Raw genomic sequence first — 18,832 nt, forward strand, 5'->3', positions numbered from 1 at the left:
GCATATTCGCCGCATCAACCCAATTTTTCATCTTATGCAGCCCTCCCCTTTTCTTGGAGAACTAGTCGGAACTATGGTCCTTATTTTACTTGGTAACGGTGTCGTCGCCAATGTTGTACTCAAAAAAACGAAAGGTTCGCAGGGGGGCTGGATTGTGATTACGGCGGGTTGGGGATTTGCGGTGATGATCGGAATTTTCGTAGCGAATGCATTTGGCAGCGCTGCGGCACATTTGAATCCCGCTGTAACTGTGGGCTTTGCATTTCTGCGTCGTGATTTTAGTCAGATTGCCACTTACGTCCCGGCGCAGCTGATCGGTGCATTTCTGGGTGCTGTGCTGGTTTGGCTGCAATATTTACCGCACTGGAAAGAAACCGAAGATGCAGGTTCAAAGTTGGCCTGCTTTTCCACTGATCCTGCTGTGAGAAGTACCGGGGCTAACTTTATGAGTGAATTTATTGCAACGATTTTATTGATTGTGGGCGTAGTGGCGATCGGTTATGCCGGTACTTCCGATCCTGACAAAGGCGGAATTCCTTCCGGTGTGGCGCCTTATCTGGTGGGAATGCTGGTTTGGAGCATTGGATTGTCCCTAGGCGGAACTACGGGTTATGCCATCAATCCGGTCCGCGATCTTGGCCCCCGCATTGCCCATGCCATTTTACCAATCCCCAATAAAGGCGGCTCCGACTGGGGTTATGGTTGGATACCCGTCGTGGCCCCCATTGCAGGGGCCATCGTGGGCGGAATTATTTTGCGGTCTTTCAATTTCTAAAAACTACTCGACGGTCACTTTGCCGCCACCCGAGTAACTTCTGTATTCTCCCTGATACATCGCATCAGCCGCTGCCGGGCCGACAGTAAATGTGCCTTTTGAAACAATCCTGACCTGGTAATAAAACGACCGTGGGTGACTGTTCGCAGTGGTAAAGAAATGAATGCGGTCGTCGCGAATGTCGTAATAGTCAGGAACTGCGGCGTCTTTGATCCACGGCATGTCGCGTGGTTCGGTAATTCTCGGGTTTTCTATTTCAAAACCGGAAGGCAGCAAATCGGTCACGACAATGTCCTCGATAGGTAAACCATTGGTACTCGCCAAAGTGAGTTTAACTACGATAAGATCATTCTGATGGAATTTTTCGACAGGCGTACCATTTTTAGTCAAAAACTGCCTGCGTATCGAAACACCCTGATCCTCTTCTACATAGCTGCCCGTCGCCGACATTCCTTCCGACTGCGAGAACCAATATAGGTCACCTTTGCCTTTTGTTTTGACCAATAATTTCTGATTGACAATCCCTTTCGAGAGCTTCACTTCCTTGCCATCAAACTGAGAAACATTCTTGCCGTTTGCTGAAACCGTGGCAGTTACCGTCGAGCCGGACACTTTTTTTGCCAGTTTTCCCAGGCCAAGTACTGCAAACGTGGCTTCCTGGGTATTGAGATAAGAACTGGAAGCGATGGCTTTGGAAAGTTGCCGCGATAATGTCGGGATCTGAATGTTGTCCGGATCAGCGTCGATCAAAGTGTTCAGTACCAATGCTACATTGCGCAGAGGCGATGAATAACTGTTGTCATAATAAGTCCTGACGTTTTCAATGGTGTAAGATTTCGGCAGCAGTGCCACAAAAGACCTCGCATCGCCTGTAAACTGGAATGCGGCCGCCAGCATATAGCGTGAATCCGAAGTCAGCAGATCAGGATTTTGTTTGTAATAATTCATGGACGCGCGGTTGGGCCGGCCAGTCAATGCGAGTACATATAAGGAATAAATAGCCTCTCGCCGCGCGACTGTTTTGCGAACTTGCGTTCCCGAAGACGGCTGACCTTCATAGCCCAGGCCCGAATTTGTGCTGGCGAGCACTACTTCTCTGTTGGCAGTCGTGCCAGTTTGCGCAGTCAGGTAATCGATGGCTTTGCTAAGTGTTTTTGTATTCACTTCAAAACCTGCCCTGCGCGCTTCTTCCAGGAAATGAACGGCATACGCAGTAGCCCACCAGCTTTCTTCCGTACTTCCCGGCCACATCGTCATCCCACCATTAAAAAGCTGTTGCGACTCCACTTTTCGGATCGCCTGCTGCACGTTGGTCATCGGATTGAAATCACTTTCACCGGTTTTCACCGTATAAACCGGCGCTGCCATCGCTTTAACGAGATCGGAAAAATAGATCTGCGGGAATGCTTTTGAAATGGTTTGTTCAAGACAGCCATAAGGATAACCCAGCAATGTTGAAAGCGCTTTCCCGCCACCCTGCACCAGCGGCGAGCGACTCAAAACAACCTGACTGCGGCTGGTCGCTGGAATGAATGATGAAGTAAGATCGATCAATCCCTGTTTTTCACCTGCGATCATTCCCGAGTTGCTGGTTTTCAGCAGTGGGGAAGCAGGGCGGATAGTAAGCTCAGTTTGGTTGACAAATGTTTCCCCGAAGGCATTTACTTTAACCGTAATTTTTCCTAAGCCAATCGCCTGCAAGGCTTTAACTGAAAATATCGCGCGAGATTCTTTGCCCGCTGCGATGGTCACTTTCTGCTTAGCAGCAATGCTTCCTGCCGAAAGCGGCCCGGTCAGTTCCAGTGAAACCATCGCGTCCGCAGGTTTATTTTCGGTATTGCTAATGTTAACCGGCAAAATGAGCTCGTCGCCCGGACTCAAAAACCTCGGTAAACCAGCGCTGATCACGACCGGATCGGCCACTTTGATATTTTTGGTACCCGAGCCAAATGCATTGTCTTTGTAAGCCACCGCCATAATGCGCAGGTCGCCGCTGAACTGTGGAATGTTAACGTCGAATGTTGCCTCACCGCTTCCATTCGCCGTAAGTAGGCCGCTCCAAAACGAAACAAGCTCGGTACGACCATTACTCAGCGGGTTAATCCTGCGTTCCAAATCATATCCGTCACCACCAAAACTCGAAGATCCGCTGATTTTTAATTCAGGAAATAACTGTGCGTACAAATCATGGCTGGTAACTTCCAGTGCACGTTTTTGGTAAAAATGTCCGTGAATATCCGGCGTCTTGGTGTTCTTGATTTGCAAAATGCCTTCATCTACGACGGCGAGGGTTACCTGTGCATTTGGGCTGGTTTTGATTCTGATCTGCTGCCTGGTTTTGGATCTTGATTTTTCCACTGCGGTAATCGTGACAGGCAATTTTCGATCAGGATCTTCAACCAAAATCGGCGTAAACCCATGCGCGACCGTCAGCGGAATATCGGAGGCCTCCAAAGTCCGGATCAATGTTGCGGTGATGAAAACATTTGGTAAATGTTCGTCTTTAATGTCCAGTTTGAACTCGGCAGCCTTCTTCTCGGTGGTCAGAATGTGTTGCTCCAAAACATGATTACGCTCGACCGTCACCAGCAGCCTGCCGTCGAACGGTGTTTTAAATAAGATTTTTGCCGCGTCGCCGATCTTGTATTTGTCTTTGTCGGTTTCCATCAAAACTGTCCCCTCGTTGCTCACTTCAAAAGAAGAATATTGCGTGTAGCCGTATCCGTACGCGTAAAAATGGGCAAGCGAGTAATGCGTAGCGCCAGGTCTGCGGACACGCACTTCGTATTCGCCGGAAACTGTCGGAACATATTTGAATGCACCCTTTCCGGTTGACAAATTCAGGACATTGGAATAAACCACTTTTTCTTTCCTGCGGGAAGTATACTGCAGTCGATCGTATTTCTTTTCTACAACCGTTTGATATTCAATGCGCACCACCTCAACATTAGCTGCGGAGCCGCTTTTCAAAATTCCTTTACCCGTCACACCTATCACGTCAATCGGCACCGGTGCATTTACGCCAACATACGAATCCGGCAGGCGGATACCATAAAATACCGGCTGGGTGAAGACGTCGAAACGTTGGAGACGATTGACCGGGCGGCCATTTTCATCGAAAACCGTGACATATATCTTGCCTTCCAGCACGCCAATGTCTTTTAAATCAGCGGCCAGCGGGAATTTTTCGGTGGCTTGCCCCTGCTCATTGGTAACGCCCTGGCGACTGTCGCGCTCGAAAGTTGTTTCAGCGGGGATATCAAAAGTATAATCTGAAAATGCTTTGGCGTAAAACTCTTTGCGTTTCAGCTGCATTTCCATTTCGTAAGTGCGGTTGGTCGCGGGTGGCCCGAAGAGGTTTAATGCTGTGGCAGTCAGAGAAATATTGTTGCCGGAAACATACTCGGTAGCCGCGCCGCTCAGGTCGACCTTGATGCGGTCTGGCATGAATTCTTCCACGCTAACTGCCTGAGAGGCAAGCAAAAGATCATTGGCATTATAAACTTCCAGCACATAAGTCCCGGTGAGGACCGCCGCATCCATTGTAATGTCGGTTTCGACTGCGCCTTGTGCATTAGTCGTTTTTCGCCAGGTGCGGTATTCCCGGCCATTTGGCGTCACAAGCCGCAATTTGAGCGGTATCTCCTTGGCCGATTGCCAGTTTTGTGTCCGCAAAACCGTATTAAAATGCATGGTTTCTCCCGGCCGGTAAATGTCGCGCTGACCATAAATAAATGCCTGGAAGCCAGAAGCATTATCTCGCAAACCTTCGATTTCAAAACGCGAAGTTTCAATTTTGGAATCATCAAGGACGAGGTAGTTAAAATCCGCCTCGCTGCCCGCAGTTACCATCGCGATTTTAAATCCGGGCGCTTTTTCACTTAATTTCTCCACATACCCGACGCCATCTTTATCGGTTTTCAATGTGTGGACGGACTGATTATTAGAACTGATCAAGGTCAGTTCCAGGTCCGCCAGCGGCTCATTGGTTTTGATGGAATTGGCAAAAATCCAAAGATCGTCTTTTCCCTGTTTGACAATCAGCCCAATGTCTGAAATCGAAACCAGCTTGGTAGCGCCGAGGTAAGCTTCATCTTTTGAATTGACAGAAACCAGGTAAATCCCGCGACGCTGATTGTCGTCGGGTAAAGCTACGTTCAATGCCGAAATGCCTTTGCTTTTTGGCAAATCACTGGTTTCCATTGTTTTATCGACCAGCACGTCGCTGAAATAACTTTCGGCGTCGTCACTATATTGGTAGGCGCCGGTCGGTTTCCAATCTTCCCCGACGTAGGCGTAGTCGCTCCAACGGTTATTTCTGAGGAAGCCAAGAATGTTGTTTGCATAAATTTTAGAGATGCGGACCTGCACTTTCGGGACATTCACAATCTGAACGCCGATGTTTTTAGCGCCTTTTGTAGACATGTAAATGGCCTTTTTATTCGTAAATGAAATCGCAGCAGGCATTTTACCAAAAAACAAATCGCGGGAGGTTTCTTCTTCCAGATATGGCCCCAGAATGCCTTTTAGTTTCTGATTAATTAAAAGGGCATAAGTGTCGGTCTCATTAAATTCTCCGCGAATGATAAACCCATTTTCAGTCGGCTCGGTTTGAACCTGTACTTCGGGATTGATTGTGAAACCTGTTGCAATGCTCTCCTTATTAAGTTGTTGTGTCGTAATGATCCGTGCGTAGCCTGAATTATTTTCAAAACCGGTTTCAATGTCAACTACCTCCAAATGCAGCGGAGAAGGCAGGCTGGTAGCGCGGGAAAGTGCTTCCTGACTTGCGTAGGATGTGTTCAGGACTTTGACGCCTTTATCGACGGCAATGTTGACAGGAATCGGATTGTTATCGGCTTTGCCGGTATTTGAGACTGCGATTGTGATAGAATGTTCGTCCGTAGCAGGTAGTAGCCTGTAATCGAGCGATTTATCGGATAATGTAAGTTTCAGTTTTTCGGCCACATTCTGCGGCGCCACCGGATAGTTGAAAATAAGCCGCATCCGCGCTTCCTGCTTACCGGTTTCCTGTGAAAGTGTCCACCAGTTTTCAGTATCAGTGAGTTGCAAATAAGGGGTGTGGAAAATTACCGGATCTTTGGAAACTGCATATTTCTTGTCTTTTTCAACTTTTTCGGTCAACAGGGATGTCAACTCGGCTTTGTAAGAGGTGGCAGCATTGAAGCCGGAGACCGGTGAAAAAATGAGCTCATTCGGGGCGGTCCACTTGAATTTACCTTTGACCGCAGGCTCAAAACTGACATACTGCGTAGAGTCCCAGTTGTTTAAGTCGCTGCTGGAAACAAGGTCTTTATTGAAGGTAAAAATCAGGTTTTGCGACTGGCTGATTTCTTCACTGAAATTGGTTCCGGCGACGCGGATTTCGTTGAGAGAGGAGCAGCTATTTAAAAACCAGTAAGTAAAAAGGAGGCAAAAAATGAGTGTGGACGAGATCTTTTTCATAAGAAGAGTTATAAAAAAACGGATGATTTTTTGGATAAAAAACCATCCGTCTAATTTACTTCTTCTTAATCAAATCGCTGGAAATAATAATTTCAAATGATTGAAAGGCACATTACAGCATGTTATCGGTATTTCAGAATCAAAATGCCAGCATCACCTCTTCGATCGAGCGTGCGCCTTCAAAGAAAGAAACAAGACGCACTAAAATCGCTTCCACCACGGCATCCGGGCAGGATGCGCCGCAGGTGAGCATAATGCGGACGGGCGATTTTTCGGGCAGGTAATGTTCGGTAACCAGCTCTTCTTTTAAATGCAGATCGTAATGTCTGATCAAATCTTTATCCAGTATTTTGTTCACCGATTCAATAAAATATGTCGGCATTTTTTCTTCGCAAAGCTCCACTAAATGTGAGGTATTGGAACTGTTATATCCGCCCGCAACAATCACAAGATCAGCCTTATGCGTCAGCAGAGCGTAGGTTGCGTCCTGGTTATCATTCGTCGCGTAACATAGTGTGTCCCGGGTATTGGCAAAATGTTGCTCCACTTGCTCCGGCCGAAGCTGATAATGCCGGGTCATTACATTCTTTAAAAAGTCAGCAATGCCCTGGGTGTCAGACGCAAGCATGGTAGTTTGATTTACTACGCCTATGCGCTGCAAATCTTTTTCAGGGTTAAACCCAACGGAATATTGTCCTGCAAAATCCTGGAAAAACTTCTCCGCAGGTTCGAGGCCCATGATATACCTCGCAAGCTGCTCGGCCTGCTTTATATTTTCGACTACCACCGTCGGCGCATTTTCCTTGCTGTGCGAAAATGTTGCGCGGGTTTCTTCGTGGTTGGGTTTCCCGTGGACTACAATGGTATAGTCTTTCTCTCCGATCTGCGCCGCGCGGTTCCAGACTTTTTCCACGAAAGGGCAGGTCGTATCGTAAACCAGTGAGTCGATGCCCAGCTCGGTCAGTTTTTTCTGGTTTTCTATCGTAGTGCCAAATGCCGGGACGATGACAATATCATTTGTCGTCAATTCCTCCCAGCTGATGAGCTGGCCGCCTTTTGTATCCATAATAAACCGCACGCCGCGGTCTACCAGATCCCGGTTTACGTCGGGATTATGGATCATTTCACTGAGGAGAAAAATTCGTTTATCCGGGTTTTCAGCAATCGCTTTGTAGGCAATATCAATCGCATTTTCGACCCCGTAACAAAATCCAAAATGCCGCGCGATCAGAAATTGCACCGGCCCGAAATCCAACAATGTTGGTGCAAAATCACGTTTCAGGTTATCGTTTTTACGACGGAATTCCTTGATCGGCGTAATGATGCGGCTCCGGTAAAAATCAGGAATGTTGAACGTTTTCATTTACTAAATCGGTAGATTGCAATTAACAAAATAGGATATTTTAAACCCAATATTCAAAGAATCAGCGGGCTTTTTTAAGAACAACCGGCTGTAATGCTTTGTTCGCGAGACAATTTTTTTGGAAAAATATTCATACATGGTGCAACATGTATATTCAACCGCTGTCTTTACCACAGAACGTTCAAAATCTAAACCTTCTGCTTGAAAACACAAATTTATCCCGACCGGCACGTCGAACTGGTGGAGCGTTGTAAACTCGGTGAGCGTAAAGCCCAGTACGAGTTGTACAAACATTACTCAAAAGCCATGTTCAACATTTGCATGCGGATTTTGAACCATATGGGTGAGGCGGAAGATGCTTTGCAGGAGGCTTTTGTGGATGCTTTCACGAACCTGCATCAGTTCCGGCAGCAATCGACGTTTGGTGCCTGGCTGAAACAGATCGTGGTGAACAAAGCGATCAACCACATGCGGAGCAGAAAGGTGAAGTTTGTTGAGATTGAGGAGTTTGAAGAAACACTGGAACGCAGCGACCGGAATGAAGATTCTTTCGGGCTGGATGAAAGTGATACCACCCTCGAAGTGGAGCGGGTCAGGAACACAGTGCAAAAACTACCAGACGGTTACCGTGTAGTTTTAAGTCTATACCTTTTTGAAGGGTATGATCATGAAGAAATAGGAGAGGTGCTGGGGATCAGCGAAACTACGTCGAGGACGCAGTATATGCGGGCGAAGCGGAAACTGGCAGAAATGCTGGTACGATAATGTTAGGATTAAATAATTGATTTTGAATGTTTTACTTAAACTTTTACAGATTTGAAAGAATTATTTACACTTGATAAGTTAATGAATCTATGAAAAATTCTTCTGATAAAAAGGATCGACTGGAGAGGTTTGTGAGGGATAACAGGGATGGGTTTGATGCTTTCTTGCCGCAAGATTCTTTATGGAGCCAAATTGAGAGCCAACTGCATCAAGAAATCCCGGTAGTTCCTGAAAAATCGAAAAAAAAAATTAGGCGACTAAATAGCCCTTATTTTGACTGGCGCATTGCTGCCGGTGTTTTTCTGGCACTCGGAATCGGGTTTCTGGCTTATCTCAATCAGGAATACGGCATTACCCGTGACCCGCGCGTGGCATTGAAAGTCCCCACTTATGCCCGTGAATTCAACCAGTATAATGTTGCAATTGACCAAAAAAGAGAAGAGATCATTAAACTGGCCCGGAACAACCCGGAATTGTATAAAGATTTCGCTGCTGATTTGGAAAGTCTGGAAGTGAGTTACCGCAACTTGCGCTCCAACTTGTCGGATGCTCCTAATCAGGAAGCATTGCTGGAAGCCATGGTCCAGAACCTACAATGGCAGGTTGACTTGCTCAACCAACAGTTAGAGATTTTGCAACGCATTAACAAAGTAAAAAATGACAACGATAAGGAAAACAACAATTCACCTGTTATTTAGTCTGGCGGTGATCCTGCCACAGGTGGTATCCGCTATAAATAATGACCCTGACCAAAACGGACTGATTGAAAAGCGCCGGAACATTGTAAAGGTTTTTGATGTGAGAAGCAGCGATGTGCTCACCGTCGATAACCAGTTTGGGAAAGTATCGATCAACCTTTGGAATAAGAATGAAATCAAGGTTGAGATCGTTGTGACCGCGAATGCTGCTTCCGATGATCGTGCGTCTGACTACCTCGGTGCGGTGACCATCGATGAAAAACGGATGAAAGACCAGATCAACCTGATCACGAACATTGACCGGAGCCGCTTTGGAAATAACGGCTGGAATAATAAAAAAGGAGACAAAAATTTCATCCAGATCGACTACACGGTATATATGCCGAAGCAGAATGCGCTGATAGTCAGGAATAAATTTGGAAATACAGACATTGCCGAATTTCACGCGCCGCTGACAGTTGATGCCAAATATGGAAACTTCGTGGCGACTTTGCTGGACAATGTCAGCAATACGATCGACGTAAGTTACGGAAGTGCCAAAATCGGGAAAATGGACGGTGGAAAGCTGGAATGCAAATATTCCAATCTGACGCTGGATATGGCCAAAGACGTGCTGATCAATAACAAATTCGGTGACCTGAACATCGGGGATGTAAATAACCTGGATGCTGATATCGACTATTCCGGCGCGAAAATCGGGACGATGCGCGGCTCGGGAAAAATCAAGCTGAACTATTCGGGGAACTTCAAAATCAATGAGTTGACAAATTCTGCGCAGAATGTGGACATTCAGGCGTCATATTCATCAGTTATCCTGCCAGCCGAGGCTACGCAGTTTAATGTTACCGTGAGCTATGGAAATTTTACCTATCCGACAAGTAATGTAAATTTCTCGATGCAGCCGGATAAGGATGCCAAATCCTACAAAATGAAGCAGTACCAAGGTAAAATCGGCTCAGGTTCCGGAACCAAAATCACGGTAAATTCGAAATATGGCGACGTGAAGCTGAAAGACTAAAACGCTGTCTCAGCTTTCCAGAAGCACATTATACCTGAAATCCAGCGGATCAAAAGCTTCGATCAGCTTTTGGATAAAATCCGGATCATTGATGTAAAAACTCAGCAGATTATCATACCGTTCCTGGGCGACTCCGTTCGGGAACAGTTTGTTTTTAAGCCCCAGCAGCTGATCAATTTCCGACTCGTGATTGCGCTCTTCTGCTCTTGTGAGGCGTTTTTCCAGACTTTTAAGGGAATTTAAAAGGCGGGTATGTTCCGCTTTTACAGCGCCGTACATCGTCTGGTCAATGTCGACCGCTTTGGAAAGTATCTGGTCAAATACCTGGTTAAAGGCATTTTTCTGCTCTTCCAGGCTCAGGTTATGCTCCGAATTTCTGTCAATAAAAATCCGCCGCAATGCTACTTCATCCAGGAACAAATCTTTGAAATCTATTTTTAGTTTTTGCGCTTTACGACATTGATTTGCAGTAAGATACAGCGCAAAATTCCGTGGCATCAGCATCGGGAAAGGCACTTCGAAATGATCAAAAACACCTTTCAGCTGCATCCAGTAAGGCACCTCTGACGGTCCGCCTATATACGCAAGATTTGGCAAAATCATTTCTTCGTATAGTGGCCTCAGAACCACATTCGGGCTGAAATATTCCGGGTGAGCATCTGCCAAGTCGAGGATTTCAGATTCTGAAAAAGTGATTTCTGAATTGAGGACTTTATAAGTCTCCCCGTCCCTGACAATGCGTTCCCGCAATGTTCCTTCAAGATAAAAAAGATTGATTTCCCGGGCGTTGAGAGGCGTATGGTAACCCTGAGAATGCAGTTTCGAAGATGTTTTGGTAACCAGTTTTTCTGAAACCGATTCGGTCAATTCCTGTTTGATGACAGGTAAAAAGTGGCGTTTTAGATCCGCATGATCGGCGTCGATACTAATCAGGCCATGCTGCCCGAATAATTCGTGCATGTAACATCGCACCGCATCTGCCAATGTATCATTTTCCAGATAAGCTTTTGCAAAAATCAGCGGCTTGTCTGGCAAGCGCTTCAAAATCCTTTCCAGCTCTTTCGGGTTCAGCCGGCCTACTGCGCCTGAATGTTCCCCCGTCCATTTATGGGTTTGACCAAAAAGATGAAATGACGCGATTTCATCGAAATCATGGTCTTCCGTAGCCATCCAGTAAATCGGGACGAAATTATATTCAGGATAAGCTTTTTTTAATGCTTTGGCAAGATTGATGATTGTGACAATCTTGTAGATGATGTACAGCGGGCCAGTGAAAATGTTGAGCTGGTGGCCGGTAGTTACGGTAAATGTATTTTCTTCTAAAAGAACCGAAAAATCAGGTTGGTAAGGTAGGCCGTAGTACTGTTTTGTCAGCACATCGACAAGCGTCTTCCGTTTTTCCGGATCAAAACCACTTTTTTTTATAATCGCTTCCTTCGCGTTTTCAATGGTCGGGAAAGTGCTGTAAAATTCTTCCAGCGCGGGTTTTTGATCCAGATAATCCAATAATAACGCAGGAAACTGGCCGGTTTCACGCAGATCCACAGAATGCAAAGTCATGAAAGGTGGTTTTTCAGAAGCTAATAGAGAATCCAACGCAATGTTTCAAATTTATTCAATCAACCCTTTCCTAACGTGGAAACGCGGAAGTTTGGTTTCCCAAAATTGCGCAATTTGAGCTAGAATAAAAAAGGCTAAAAAGTATAGTCATTTTTTGAAATGAGCTCCTCCGCAATCCTCCGCCGGGCATCTTTGAGATTGACCGGATCGATCTTCGTAAATCTTTTCAGCCCCATCAACATGGCTCTCAGTTCATCGCTTTCAGCAAAGCTCGTAATCGCCGAGCGACCAGCCTGCCCTACCTTTTCTACGGCGCGGTTCAGGTATATTTGTGCGATGTCTGTCTGTAATGCATTCGCCTCTGTACCAAGGAGTTCAATGCGTTTTTCAACCCTCAGTAAAACGGATTCGGCGGCGTAAATTTCAATGACCATATCAGCAATGTTCATGATAATCTCCTGCTCTTCGGAAAGCTTCATCATGAATCTTTGTACCGCCGCCCCGGCCACCATCAAGGCGGCTTTTTTCAGGTTTTTGATCACCTTTTTCTCAGCCGCAAAAAGTGCATCGTCTTCCTCCATATTGAAATCCGGAATGCTCAGGATTTCTTTTCCGACCGCAGTAGCCGGCCCCATCAGGTCCAACTGACCCTTTAATGCTCTTTTCAAAAGCATATCCACTACCAGCAGCCGGTTGATTTCATTGGTACCTTCAAAAATCCGGTTGATACGGCTGTCGCGGTAGGCGCGGTCCATCGGCGCATCGGCGGAGTAGCCCATGCCGCCGTAAATCTGCACACCTTCATCGACCACAAAATCCAGTGTTTCAGAACCGTGCACTTTCATAATCGCACATTCAATCGCCAGCTCTTCCAAAGCTTTCAGCTTGGATTCCGCATCCGACATTCCTTTTGCCTGAAATGACTCGATCAAGTCATCGATATTTTGTCCAACCCGATAAGCCGCCGATTCCGTAACAAACATATTCACCGCCATTTCGGCCAGCTTATGCTTGATCGCACCGAAATTGGCGATCGCGGTTCCGAACTGCTTGCGTTCGTTTGCGTAATTAATTGCCTGCTTCGCCACTCTTTTCGCGCCGCCCAAAGCTGCTGCGGCCAGTTTGATCCGACCAATGTTGAGAATGTTGACTGCGATCTTAAACCCGTTTCCGCGCTCCGAAAGCATATTTTCAACCGGTACCAAGCAATCATTGAAAAACAACTGGCGCGTATCCGAGCCTTTGATGCCCATTTTGTGCTCAGGCTCGTTCATCGTAATGCCGCCAAAAGTCTTCTCAATAATGAAAGCAGACAAGTTTTTATCAGCCTGCCCGTTTTCTTCCACTTTGGCAAAAACAATAAGTACATCGGCAAAACCACCATTTGTGATCCACATTTTCTGACCGTTGATGACATAATGTTTACCGTCTTCGGTCAGTTTGGCTTTGGTTTTTCCGGAGTTTGCGTCGGAGCCGGAATCTGGCTCGGTAAGGCAGTAAGCAGCTTTCCACTCGCCGGTAGCGAGCTTAGGCAGGTATTTCGATTTTTGATTTTCATTACCATAATAAAGAATAGGCAATGTGCCAATGCCGGTATGCGCCGATAATGCTACCGAGAAAGAATTACCCGCGCCAGTAGCCTCGGCCACGAGCATGGAAGTATTGAAATTCATTCCAAAACCGCCGTATTCCTCCGGTACCGCGGTGCCCAGCAAGCCCAACTCACCCGCTTTGTCCATCAAACCGGCGATCAGGTCCGGGCTTTTTGCGTGGTCGATTTCGTCGAGTCTCGGCCAGATTTCCTTGCTCAGAAAATCACGGCAGGTATCCGCGATCATGCGCTGCTCTTCATTAAACTCCTCAGGGATAAATATTTGAGATGCGGCTGTTTCCTTAATAAGGAATTCTCCACCCTTGATCGTCTTCTTATTTGCTTCTGCAACGGCCATGTCACTCGGATTTTATGGAACGGTTTGTAAAAGGTATGCGTGCATACTAACGCCAGACAAATATAAATTATCGGCGTGTATGATGCACGCATGCCATACTTAAAATGTAGCTGGGTTGGCGTCTTACTTCTTGAAAATCTTGAATTGTTTCAAAAACTCACCATTGCTTTCGACACGGACAAAGTAAATGCCAGAAGGTAACCCAAGGCCCGTCAGATCAATGTTCGCCAGATTGTCCGACGCCACGACGTAGCTGGTAGCAAGTGGTATCCGCTTGCCCGATGCCGTGAAAATTTCATAGGATAAACTATCAGCGGGCTGGGATTCAGGGAGTTTGACATTCAAAATCTCTTCGACCGGATTAGGATAAAATGCCCAGTCCTGCATATCCTTGGTAATGTTGACAGAACCTTTGTAAGAAATGCTGAACTGGATAGAATTGGTCACAATCGCAGAATCTTCTTTTGAGGCAGTGACCGTCAAGGTGTAATTACCGACATAGGGCGCGAAGCCGCTTTCATTTTCGTAAAGCGCATAAGGGAATGCTTTCGTTGTCGACCTTTTACGGTATGGACCATTCAAATCGAAGGTAACATTATCATATTCAAAGTTTCCGTAGGCATAAATGTTTAGCAGCGAGGGCAGTGAATCGTAGGCCAGAATATCGTCACCGTCCAGTTTCCGGATCACGCTTTGATCCACTTTGCTGCCGCCTTTTACAAGTTCAAAACGCAGCTCGGGAATTTGCGCAAGAATGATAAAGGGAATTTCAACGTAAGCCCCGCCATTATCATAAGCCCTGATAATCAATCGGTATTCCCCCTCTTCGGTAGGCGTGCCTGAGAAGACATTAAGAGAAAAATCAAGCCAGGAAGGCCTGTTTACAACAGAAATCGACGAAATGTACCCATCGGTATCTCCAAAAATATTATTAGGCAGAATGTAGTTGAAAGGCATATTAATCTGCGCATATTTCACCGGCAAATTACTGCTCGCAAAAGGCGGCGCATTCAGGAATTGCGGCTCCACGACGCGGATCGTGAAATAAGTTTCTACGAATGCGTTCAGGTCGTCGTAGGCTTTCAGGATAATGCGGTATTCGCCCAACTGCGTCGGTGTGCCAGTCAGAGTTCCGTTTGTGAATTTGATCCAGGCAGGGAGCTCGGTAGCTTCGATTTTGGTGATCGAGCCATCGCTGTCTTTGAATGCGCCGGTGGGGATAGCAATGCTGAAAGGCTTGTTGATCGCCACCATCTGGTTGGAAAAATTACTATCGACGGTCGGCGGTTTGTTGGCATTCTCCCGCGTATCCACCCGGACCGTGAAAAATGCTTCTGCCGAGCCGCCCTCATCGTCAATGCCTCTCACCGTAATGCGGTAATCGCCCAGCGCATTGGGCCTTCCCCGCAAATTCACTCCATCCCACTGCAACCATGATGGCAGCGAGCCCACTTCCAATTTTACGATTGTACCGTCGACGTCGGAGAATGTATCGATCGGTAGTTTGTAGGTGAAATCCCTGTTGACCGCAATGATCTGCATCGGTACCGGCCGGAAAACGTAGGGAGAATAATTGGAGGCATCTTTCCAGTAATCGGGAGAAAGTAAATCTTCCTGCAAACGCACGGCTACGGGCTTCGGGCTTGCAGGATTTGCGTACGCACGCTTGGCCCATTCATCGTAAATAACGGCCAGCGCCCCCTTTTTTTCAACGGCCGCAGAAAGCCGGTAACTGATTGTATCTGAGTAAGTAATTGTCGGTATTGGCGAATTGAGCCAAGTTGATGCCGCAGGCCTTAGAAATATTTCCGCCCGTGTCATCTGATCAATCGTCGACACAACCGCAGCTATCACATTGGCACCGTTAGAAAAACAATCATTAATGTGTTTCGCATGTGCATTGTTGTCAATATAGGAGTTGACAAAAAGCTCATTGGCAGTGATAAATGACGCCGGCGCATCACTTTTGATCAGGTCCACCGACCACCGATGATCTGTTGAGAAATCATCATTTACTTTAATTCCATCTGCTTTTGCATTCAGATCTTTGTATCCCTGCGTACCTCTCACAACCGAGGCACCATCGAAAATAGACCCGTAATCCGCCACAAACTTGATCGACGGATCGACGGATTTCACGGCGGAGATCATTTGCTCCATGTATTTTTTGAAGACCTGATGCCGGTAAATGTACCAGTCCTTACCATATCGCTGGCGGAAAGATTCGGTTGGTTCCCAGCCAGTTGCAGGCGGCCCTGCTTCTTCAAAAGTCTTGAATGTTGTGCCCCAGAGATAATTCAGGCGCTGGATTTTGGTATAATGACTTTTCAAAAATGCCCGGAAGCCTGTCGTCATCGATTTGGAATAATCATAAACAGCCGCCGTTTCCCTGCCATTTACGATCAGCCCGCTGGGATATTCGCCCTCCTGGGTGGAAGTATTGGTAACTGAGACGTAGAGCAGCTTTTTGGCAGTGGACAAATACTTATAATGTTCGATGGTTTCCTTCACAAAAGCCGCTCCTTTATCTACAATCGGCTGATTGTCAAAACCAAAAAAAGTATCGAGGTATCCGCTGATGAGGGGCAGGTTGGAGTGGCTGAACTGGCTGTCGGAAACTTCCCAGAAGCCTTTGATCCGCGAAGTATGACGGCCCAAGTGAATCCGTAGCGCCACTTTCATGCCGAGGTCCGTCGCAATTTTGATCTGTTGATCGTACTTCGCCCACTGAGGGGTTTCGGAAGGTGAATTGAAATAAACCTTATCCCAGGGAATGGTAATGTAAACGGCATTCATGCCATAATTGGCGGCAGTTCTTATGAGGTCAGGTTCGGGGCCAATGTTGTCCGGATCAGTCAGGTTGAGGAGCATCAGCGCGAGATAGCGCTGCGAATCTACTTCTGTTGTTTTCTGTTCAGGCTGCGCCGAAAGGGGTAAAAAAGAGCAAATCCAGCAACCGGCAAGAAGTAAAATCCTGGTTAAAGAATTTAAAACATTTGTAGAATTATGCATGCTAACTGTTTTTGTCAATTAATTTAATCCACTCATTATAACCATTTTCCACGTTGAATTGACTTGCAATCTCAATACTTTTCGCGCTGTCCGTCGCAATCTCACCGCTCATAACCGACCGCATGGCCCGTACCATTTGTTTCACGCTCAGATCGTCGGTAACCACACCCATTCCTTCTTTTACAAATTCGGAAACTCCGCCAGACGGAAACGAAACAATGGGTTTTCCCAGCAACGCGGCTTCAATCATCACCAGCGGAAATGGGTCCTGGCGTGAGGTGAGCAAAAACCCGTTTCCCGTGTTAAGATAATTATAATAATCCTCTTTTTGTTTGCCCGCCAGGTGAATTTTGGTCGCTGAGCGGGAGTTCATGCAGCGCTGTTCAGTATAATAAACCATCCCGTCGTCGATTTTCGCGCCGACCCAGATCAGGTGCACATTCGGGTCATTCAGCTCTTCCGCAATGTCGGGCAGCATATCAAAACCTTTTCTTTCCGACATCATGCCGGACAAAACCCACACAAATGCTTTCTCCGGAATGCCCAGTTTTTGCTTCAATTCCAGCGTTCGTGCATTATGTGTTTTGACCGGCGCCGGATTGATAAAGGAATATAAAAGGCCTACATTCTTACCACCCGCGTCAGAAATCGCGTCGGTAGTGGCTTTGGAACAACCAATCAATAAATGTGAATAATCGACAATGCTTTTAAAATCAGGGCCGCTAAGGTAGGCGTAGGTTAAAGGCATTTCATGAAAATGCGTGATCACGGGGATCGAAAATTCCTTTGCCACGACGATCGTTTCAGGGATCATGGTGGTGTTGACGTACCAAAAATCGGCTTTGAATTCCCGCGCGAGCTTGCGCAGGTATTTCAATGTGGGGTTTACCCCGATATGAAAAGATATTTTTTGTAAAATCGTGAATTTCCGCGGGGCAATGAAAACCGGAATGTCGTCGGGGAAATCGGCCAGCAGCTCACCATTTGCAAAACTGACAATACCAATGTCGAAACGCGAGCGATCGATTTTCTGTAAAATGTACAGCAGCATCATTTCTGATCCTGTTCGGGTAGCATAGGGTGTGAAAAAGAGGATTTTCTTCTTGTTGTGATTCATGAAGAGGCAGTTAGCAAATCGATGTTTTCGTGTGGTTTGATCTTGTAGAGGCCTTTTTTAAGAAATAATGTGTCCCAGAAATATTTCAGCAGCACACCGGTTTTTCTCAGATAAATTTTCTGCGTGCGCAGCTGAGATAACGGTTTATCGCCATTTTTAATGTTAAAAGAAATCCGCCAGCCAAAAACGATGGGTATCATGAAAAGATAATGTGCGATCAGCAGGAGGTATTGAAAAGCGCCGTACTGTTTTCTGACCCACAAAAAATTAGAAACCTGCATCTGCGTGCTGAACCGGTTGATCCATGAAATATTGGTGCGCCGGAAAGGATTGTCATTTTCAAGATGGATGAATGTGCAGTCTTTGAATATACAAAGCTTGCCCAGTTTCCCCAGCCGCCCCGACCATTCCACGTCTTCTCCATACATAAAAAAGTCGCTGCTGAACCCGCCTGTTTTCTCGTAACCCTCGCGCCTGACAAAAATAAAAGCCCCCACTAACCAATCATACTGATCAGGGTCGGAATATTTGGGTTCGGGATAAAAGCGTTTCACAACGTTTTCGACAGTCGGGCCGGGAGGTAAAATGAAAAACGTTCTACGGAAATCGTTAAAACTCTGGTAAAAAGGCATCGGGGAGCCGTCGGCATAATATTGGAGCGCGCCGCAGGCGATAATGTCCTGGCGCTGGTTGAGGCGGTCGAAGCAGCGTCCGATCACATTGTCAGTTACTAATGTATCCGCATTTAAAAGGAGAAAGTACTTGCCTTTTGCGATCGCCATCCCGGCATTATTGGCAATGCCAAAGCCGGCATTCCAGTCCATATCTACCCAGCGAACCTCGGGATAAGCTTCCCGGACGGTCGCGCCGCCGCCGTTTTTAGGATCATTGTCAACAATTATCACTTCGAAAGTTACCCCGGACGTAAATTGGTAAACGGAACCTAAACAATTGATAATAAGCTGCGGGGACCTGTAATTGATAATGATGATGGATACATCCATGAAAAGGCGCGTGCACGTTGAATGGGCAAAAATAAAAAATCTCGCCGGAAGAAGGGCAACTCTTCCGGCGAGACAAAGAAATAAGTGATTTTATTACCTTACGGC

The 18,832-nt window shown here is 46.5% G+C and carries 11 protein-coding genes; 4 read left to right on the forward strand and 7 right to left on the reverse strand.

All coding sequences use genetic code 11. The features are described 5' to 3' along the window. The first annotated feature begins 34 nt into the window (after positions 1-34). Complete coding sequence (locus FEN17_RS24570) at positions 35-775, forward strand: MIP/aquaporin family protein (RefSeq protein ID WP_138368066.1); 741 nt, start codon at positions 35-37, stop codon at positions 773-775. A gap of 3 nt (positions 776-778) precedes the next feature. Here FEN17_RS24570 and FEN17_RS24575 read toward each other — a convergent pair whose 3' ends face one another. Both FEN17_RS24575 and FEN17_RS24580 read right to left on the reverse strand, forming a co-directional pair. After that, the gene (locus FEN17_RS24575) at positions 779-6,241 is read right to left on the reverse strand and encodes an alpha-2-macroglobulin family protein (RefSeq protein ID WP_138368067.1); all 5,463 of its coding nucleotides are present in this window, start codon (positions 6,239-6,241) and stop codon (positions 779-781) included. 139 nt (positions 6,242-6,380) lie between these two features. After that, positions 6,381-7,604 (reverse strand): 4-hydroxy-3-methylbut-2-enyl diphosphate reductase, encoded by a 1,224-nt coding sequence (locus FEN17_RS24580; protein WP_138368068.1) that lies wholly within the window; start codon positions 7,602-7,604, stop codon positions 6,381-6,383. Between the two features lie 201 nt (positions 7,605-7,805). Here FEN17_RS24580 and FEN17_RS24585 point away from each other — a divergent pair, with 201 nt between their 5' ends. The 3 genes from FEN17_RS24585 (at position 7,806) to FEN17_RS24595 (ending at position 10,085) form a co-directional block, all read left to right on the forward strand. Then, a complete protein-coding gene (locus FEN17_RS24585) occupies positions 7,806-8,369 on the forward strand; it encodes an RNA polymerase sigma factor (protein ID WP_138368069.1) in 564 nt (187 codons plus the stop codon). Between the two features lie 89 nt (positions 8,370-8,458). Then, positions 8,459-9,067 carry a hypothetical protein gene (locus tag FEN17_RS24590; protein WP_138368070.1) on the forward strand — a complete coding sequence of 203 codons (609 nt, stop codon included), beginning with the start codon at positions 8,459-8,461 and terminating at the stop codon, positions 9,065-9,067. Continuing rightward, positions 9,027-10,085, forward strand: coding sequence for a hypothetical protein (locus FEN17_RS24595; RefSeq protein WP_171037999.1), 1,059 nt, complete (start codon positions 9,027-9,029; stop codon positions 10,083-10,085). Before FEN17_RS24590 ends, FEN17_RS24595 begins: the two co-directional genes overlap by 41 nt. 9 nt (positions 10,086-10,094) lie before the next feature. On the opposite strand, the gene bshC is transcribed toward FEN17_RS24595, so the two are convergent. The 5 genes from bshC to FEN17_RS24620 form a co-directional block, all read right to left on the reverse strand. Continuing rightward, positions 10,095-11,645 (reverse strand): bacillithiol biosynthesis cysteine-adding enzyme BshC, encoded by a 1,551-nt coding sequence (bshC, locus tag FEN17_RS24600; protein ID WP_138368071.1) that lies wholly within the window; start codon positions 11,643-11,645, stop codon positions 10,095-10,097. A 134-nt stretch (positions 11,646-11,779) separates the two neighbouring features. Further along, positions 11,780-13,594, reverse strand: a complete 1,815-nt coding sequence (locus tag FEN17_RS24605; protein WP_138368072.1) for an acyl-CoA dehydrogenase FadE — start codon at positions 13,592-13,594, stop codon at positions 11,780-11,782. A 123-nt stretch (positions 13,595-13,717) separates the two neighbouring features. After that, complete coding sequence (locus FEN17_RS24610) at positions 13,718-16,606, reverse strand: putative Ig domain-containing protein (RefSeq protein WP_138368073.1); 2,889 nt, start codon at positions 16,604-16,606, stop codon at positions 13,718-13,720. Position 16,607: 1 nt separating this feature from the next. Continuing rightward, positions 16,608-17,723 carry a glycosyltransferase gene (locus FEN17_RS24615; protein ID WP_138368074.1) on the reverse strand — a complete coding sequence of 372 codons (1,116 nt, stop codon included), beginning with the start codon at positions 17,721-17,723 and terminating at the stop codon, positions 16,608-16,610. Next, a complete protein-coding gene (locus FEN17_RS24620) occupies positions 17,720-18,727 on the reverse strand; it encodes a glycosyltransferase family 2 protein (RefSeq protein ID WP_138368075.1) in 1,008 nt (335 codons plus the stop codon). The genes FEN17_RS24615 and FEN17_RS24620 overlap by 4 nt, the downstream gene beginning before the upstream one ends. Positions 18,728-18,832 lie beyond the last annotated feature (105 nt).

The organism is Dyadobacter luticola (assembly GCF_005860805.1).
Taxonomy (GTDB): Bacteria; Bacteroidota; Bacteroidia; order Cytophagales; family Spirosomataceae; genus Dyadobacter; species Dyadobacter luticola.

Excerpts from the sequence above, each read along its gene's own strand:
- bshC (WP_138368071.1), bottom strand. The coding sequence starts at position 11,645 with ATGACTTTGCATTCTGTGGATCTGCGTGAAACCGGCCAGTTTCCTGCG.
- FEN17_RS24610 (WP_138368073.1), bottom strand. The coding sequence starts at position 16,606 with ATGCATAATTCTACAAATGTTTTAAATTCTTTAACCAGGATTTTACTT.
- FEN17_RS24570 (WP_138368066.1), top strand. The coding sequence starts at position 35 with ATGCAGCCCTCCCCTTTTCTTGGAGAACTAGTCGGAACTATGGTCCTT.
- FEN17_RS24580 (WP_138368068.1), bottom strand. The coding sequence starts at position 7,604 with ATGAAAACGTTCAACATTCCTGATTTTTACCGGAGCCGCATCATTACG.
- FEN17_RS24605 (WP_138368072.1), bottom strand. The coding sequence starts at position 13,594 with ATGGCCGTTGCAGAAGCAAATAAGAAGACGATCAAGGGTGGAGAATTC.
- FEN17_RS24595 (WP_171037999.1), top strand. The coding sequence starts at position 9,027 with ATGACAACGATAAGGAAAACAACAATTCACCTGTTATTTAGTCTGGCG.
- FEN17_RS24620 (WP_138368075.1), bottom strand. The coding sequence starts at position 18,727 with ATGGATGTATCCATCATCATTATCAATTACAGGTCCCCGCAGCTTATT.
- FEN17_RS24615 (WP_138368074.1), bottom strand. The coding sequence starts at position 17,723 with ATGAATCACAACAAGAAGAAAATCCTCTTTTTCACACCCTATGCTACC.
- FEN17_RS24590 (WP_138368070.1), top strand. The coding sequence starts at position 8,459 with ATGAAAAATTCTTCTGATAAAAAGGATCGACTGGAGAGGTTTGTGAGG.
- FEN17_RS24575 (WP_138368067.1), bottom strand. The coding sequence starts at position 6,241 with ATGAAAAAGATCTCGTCCACACTCATTTTTTGCCTCCTTTTTACTTAC.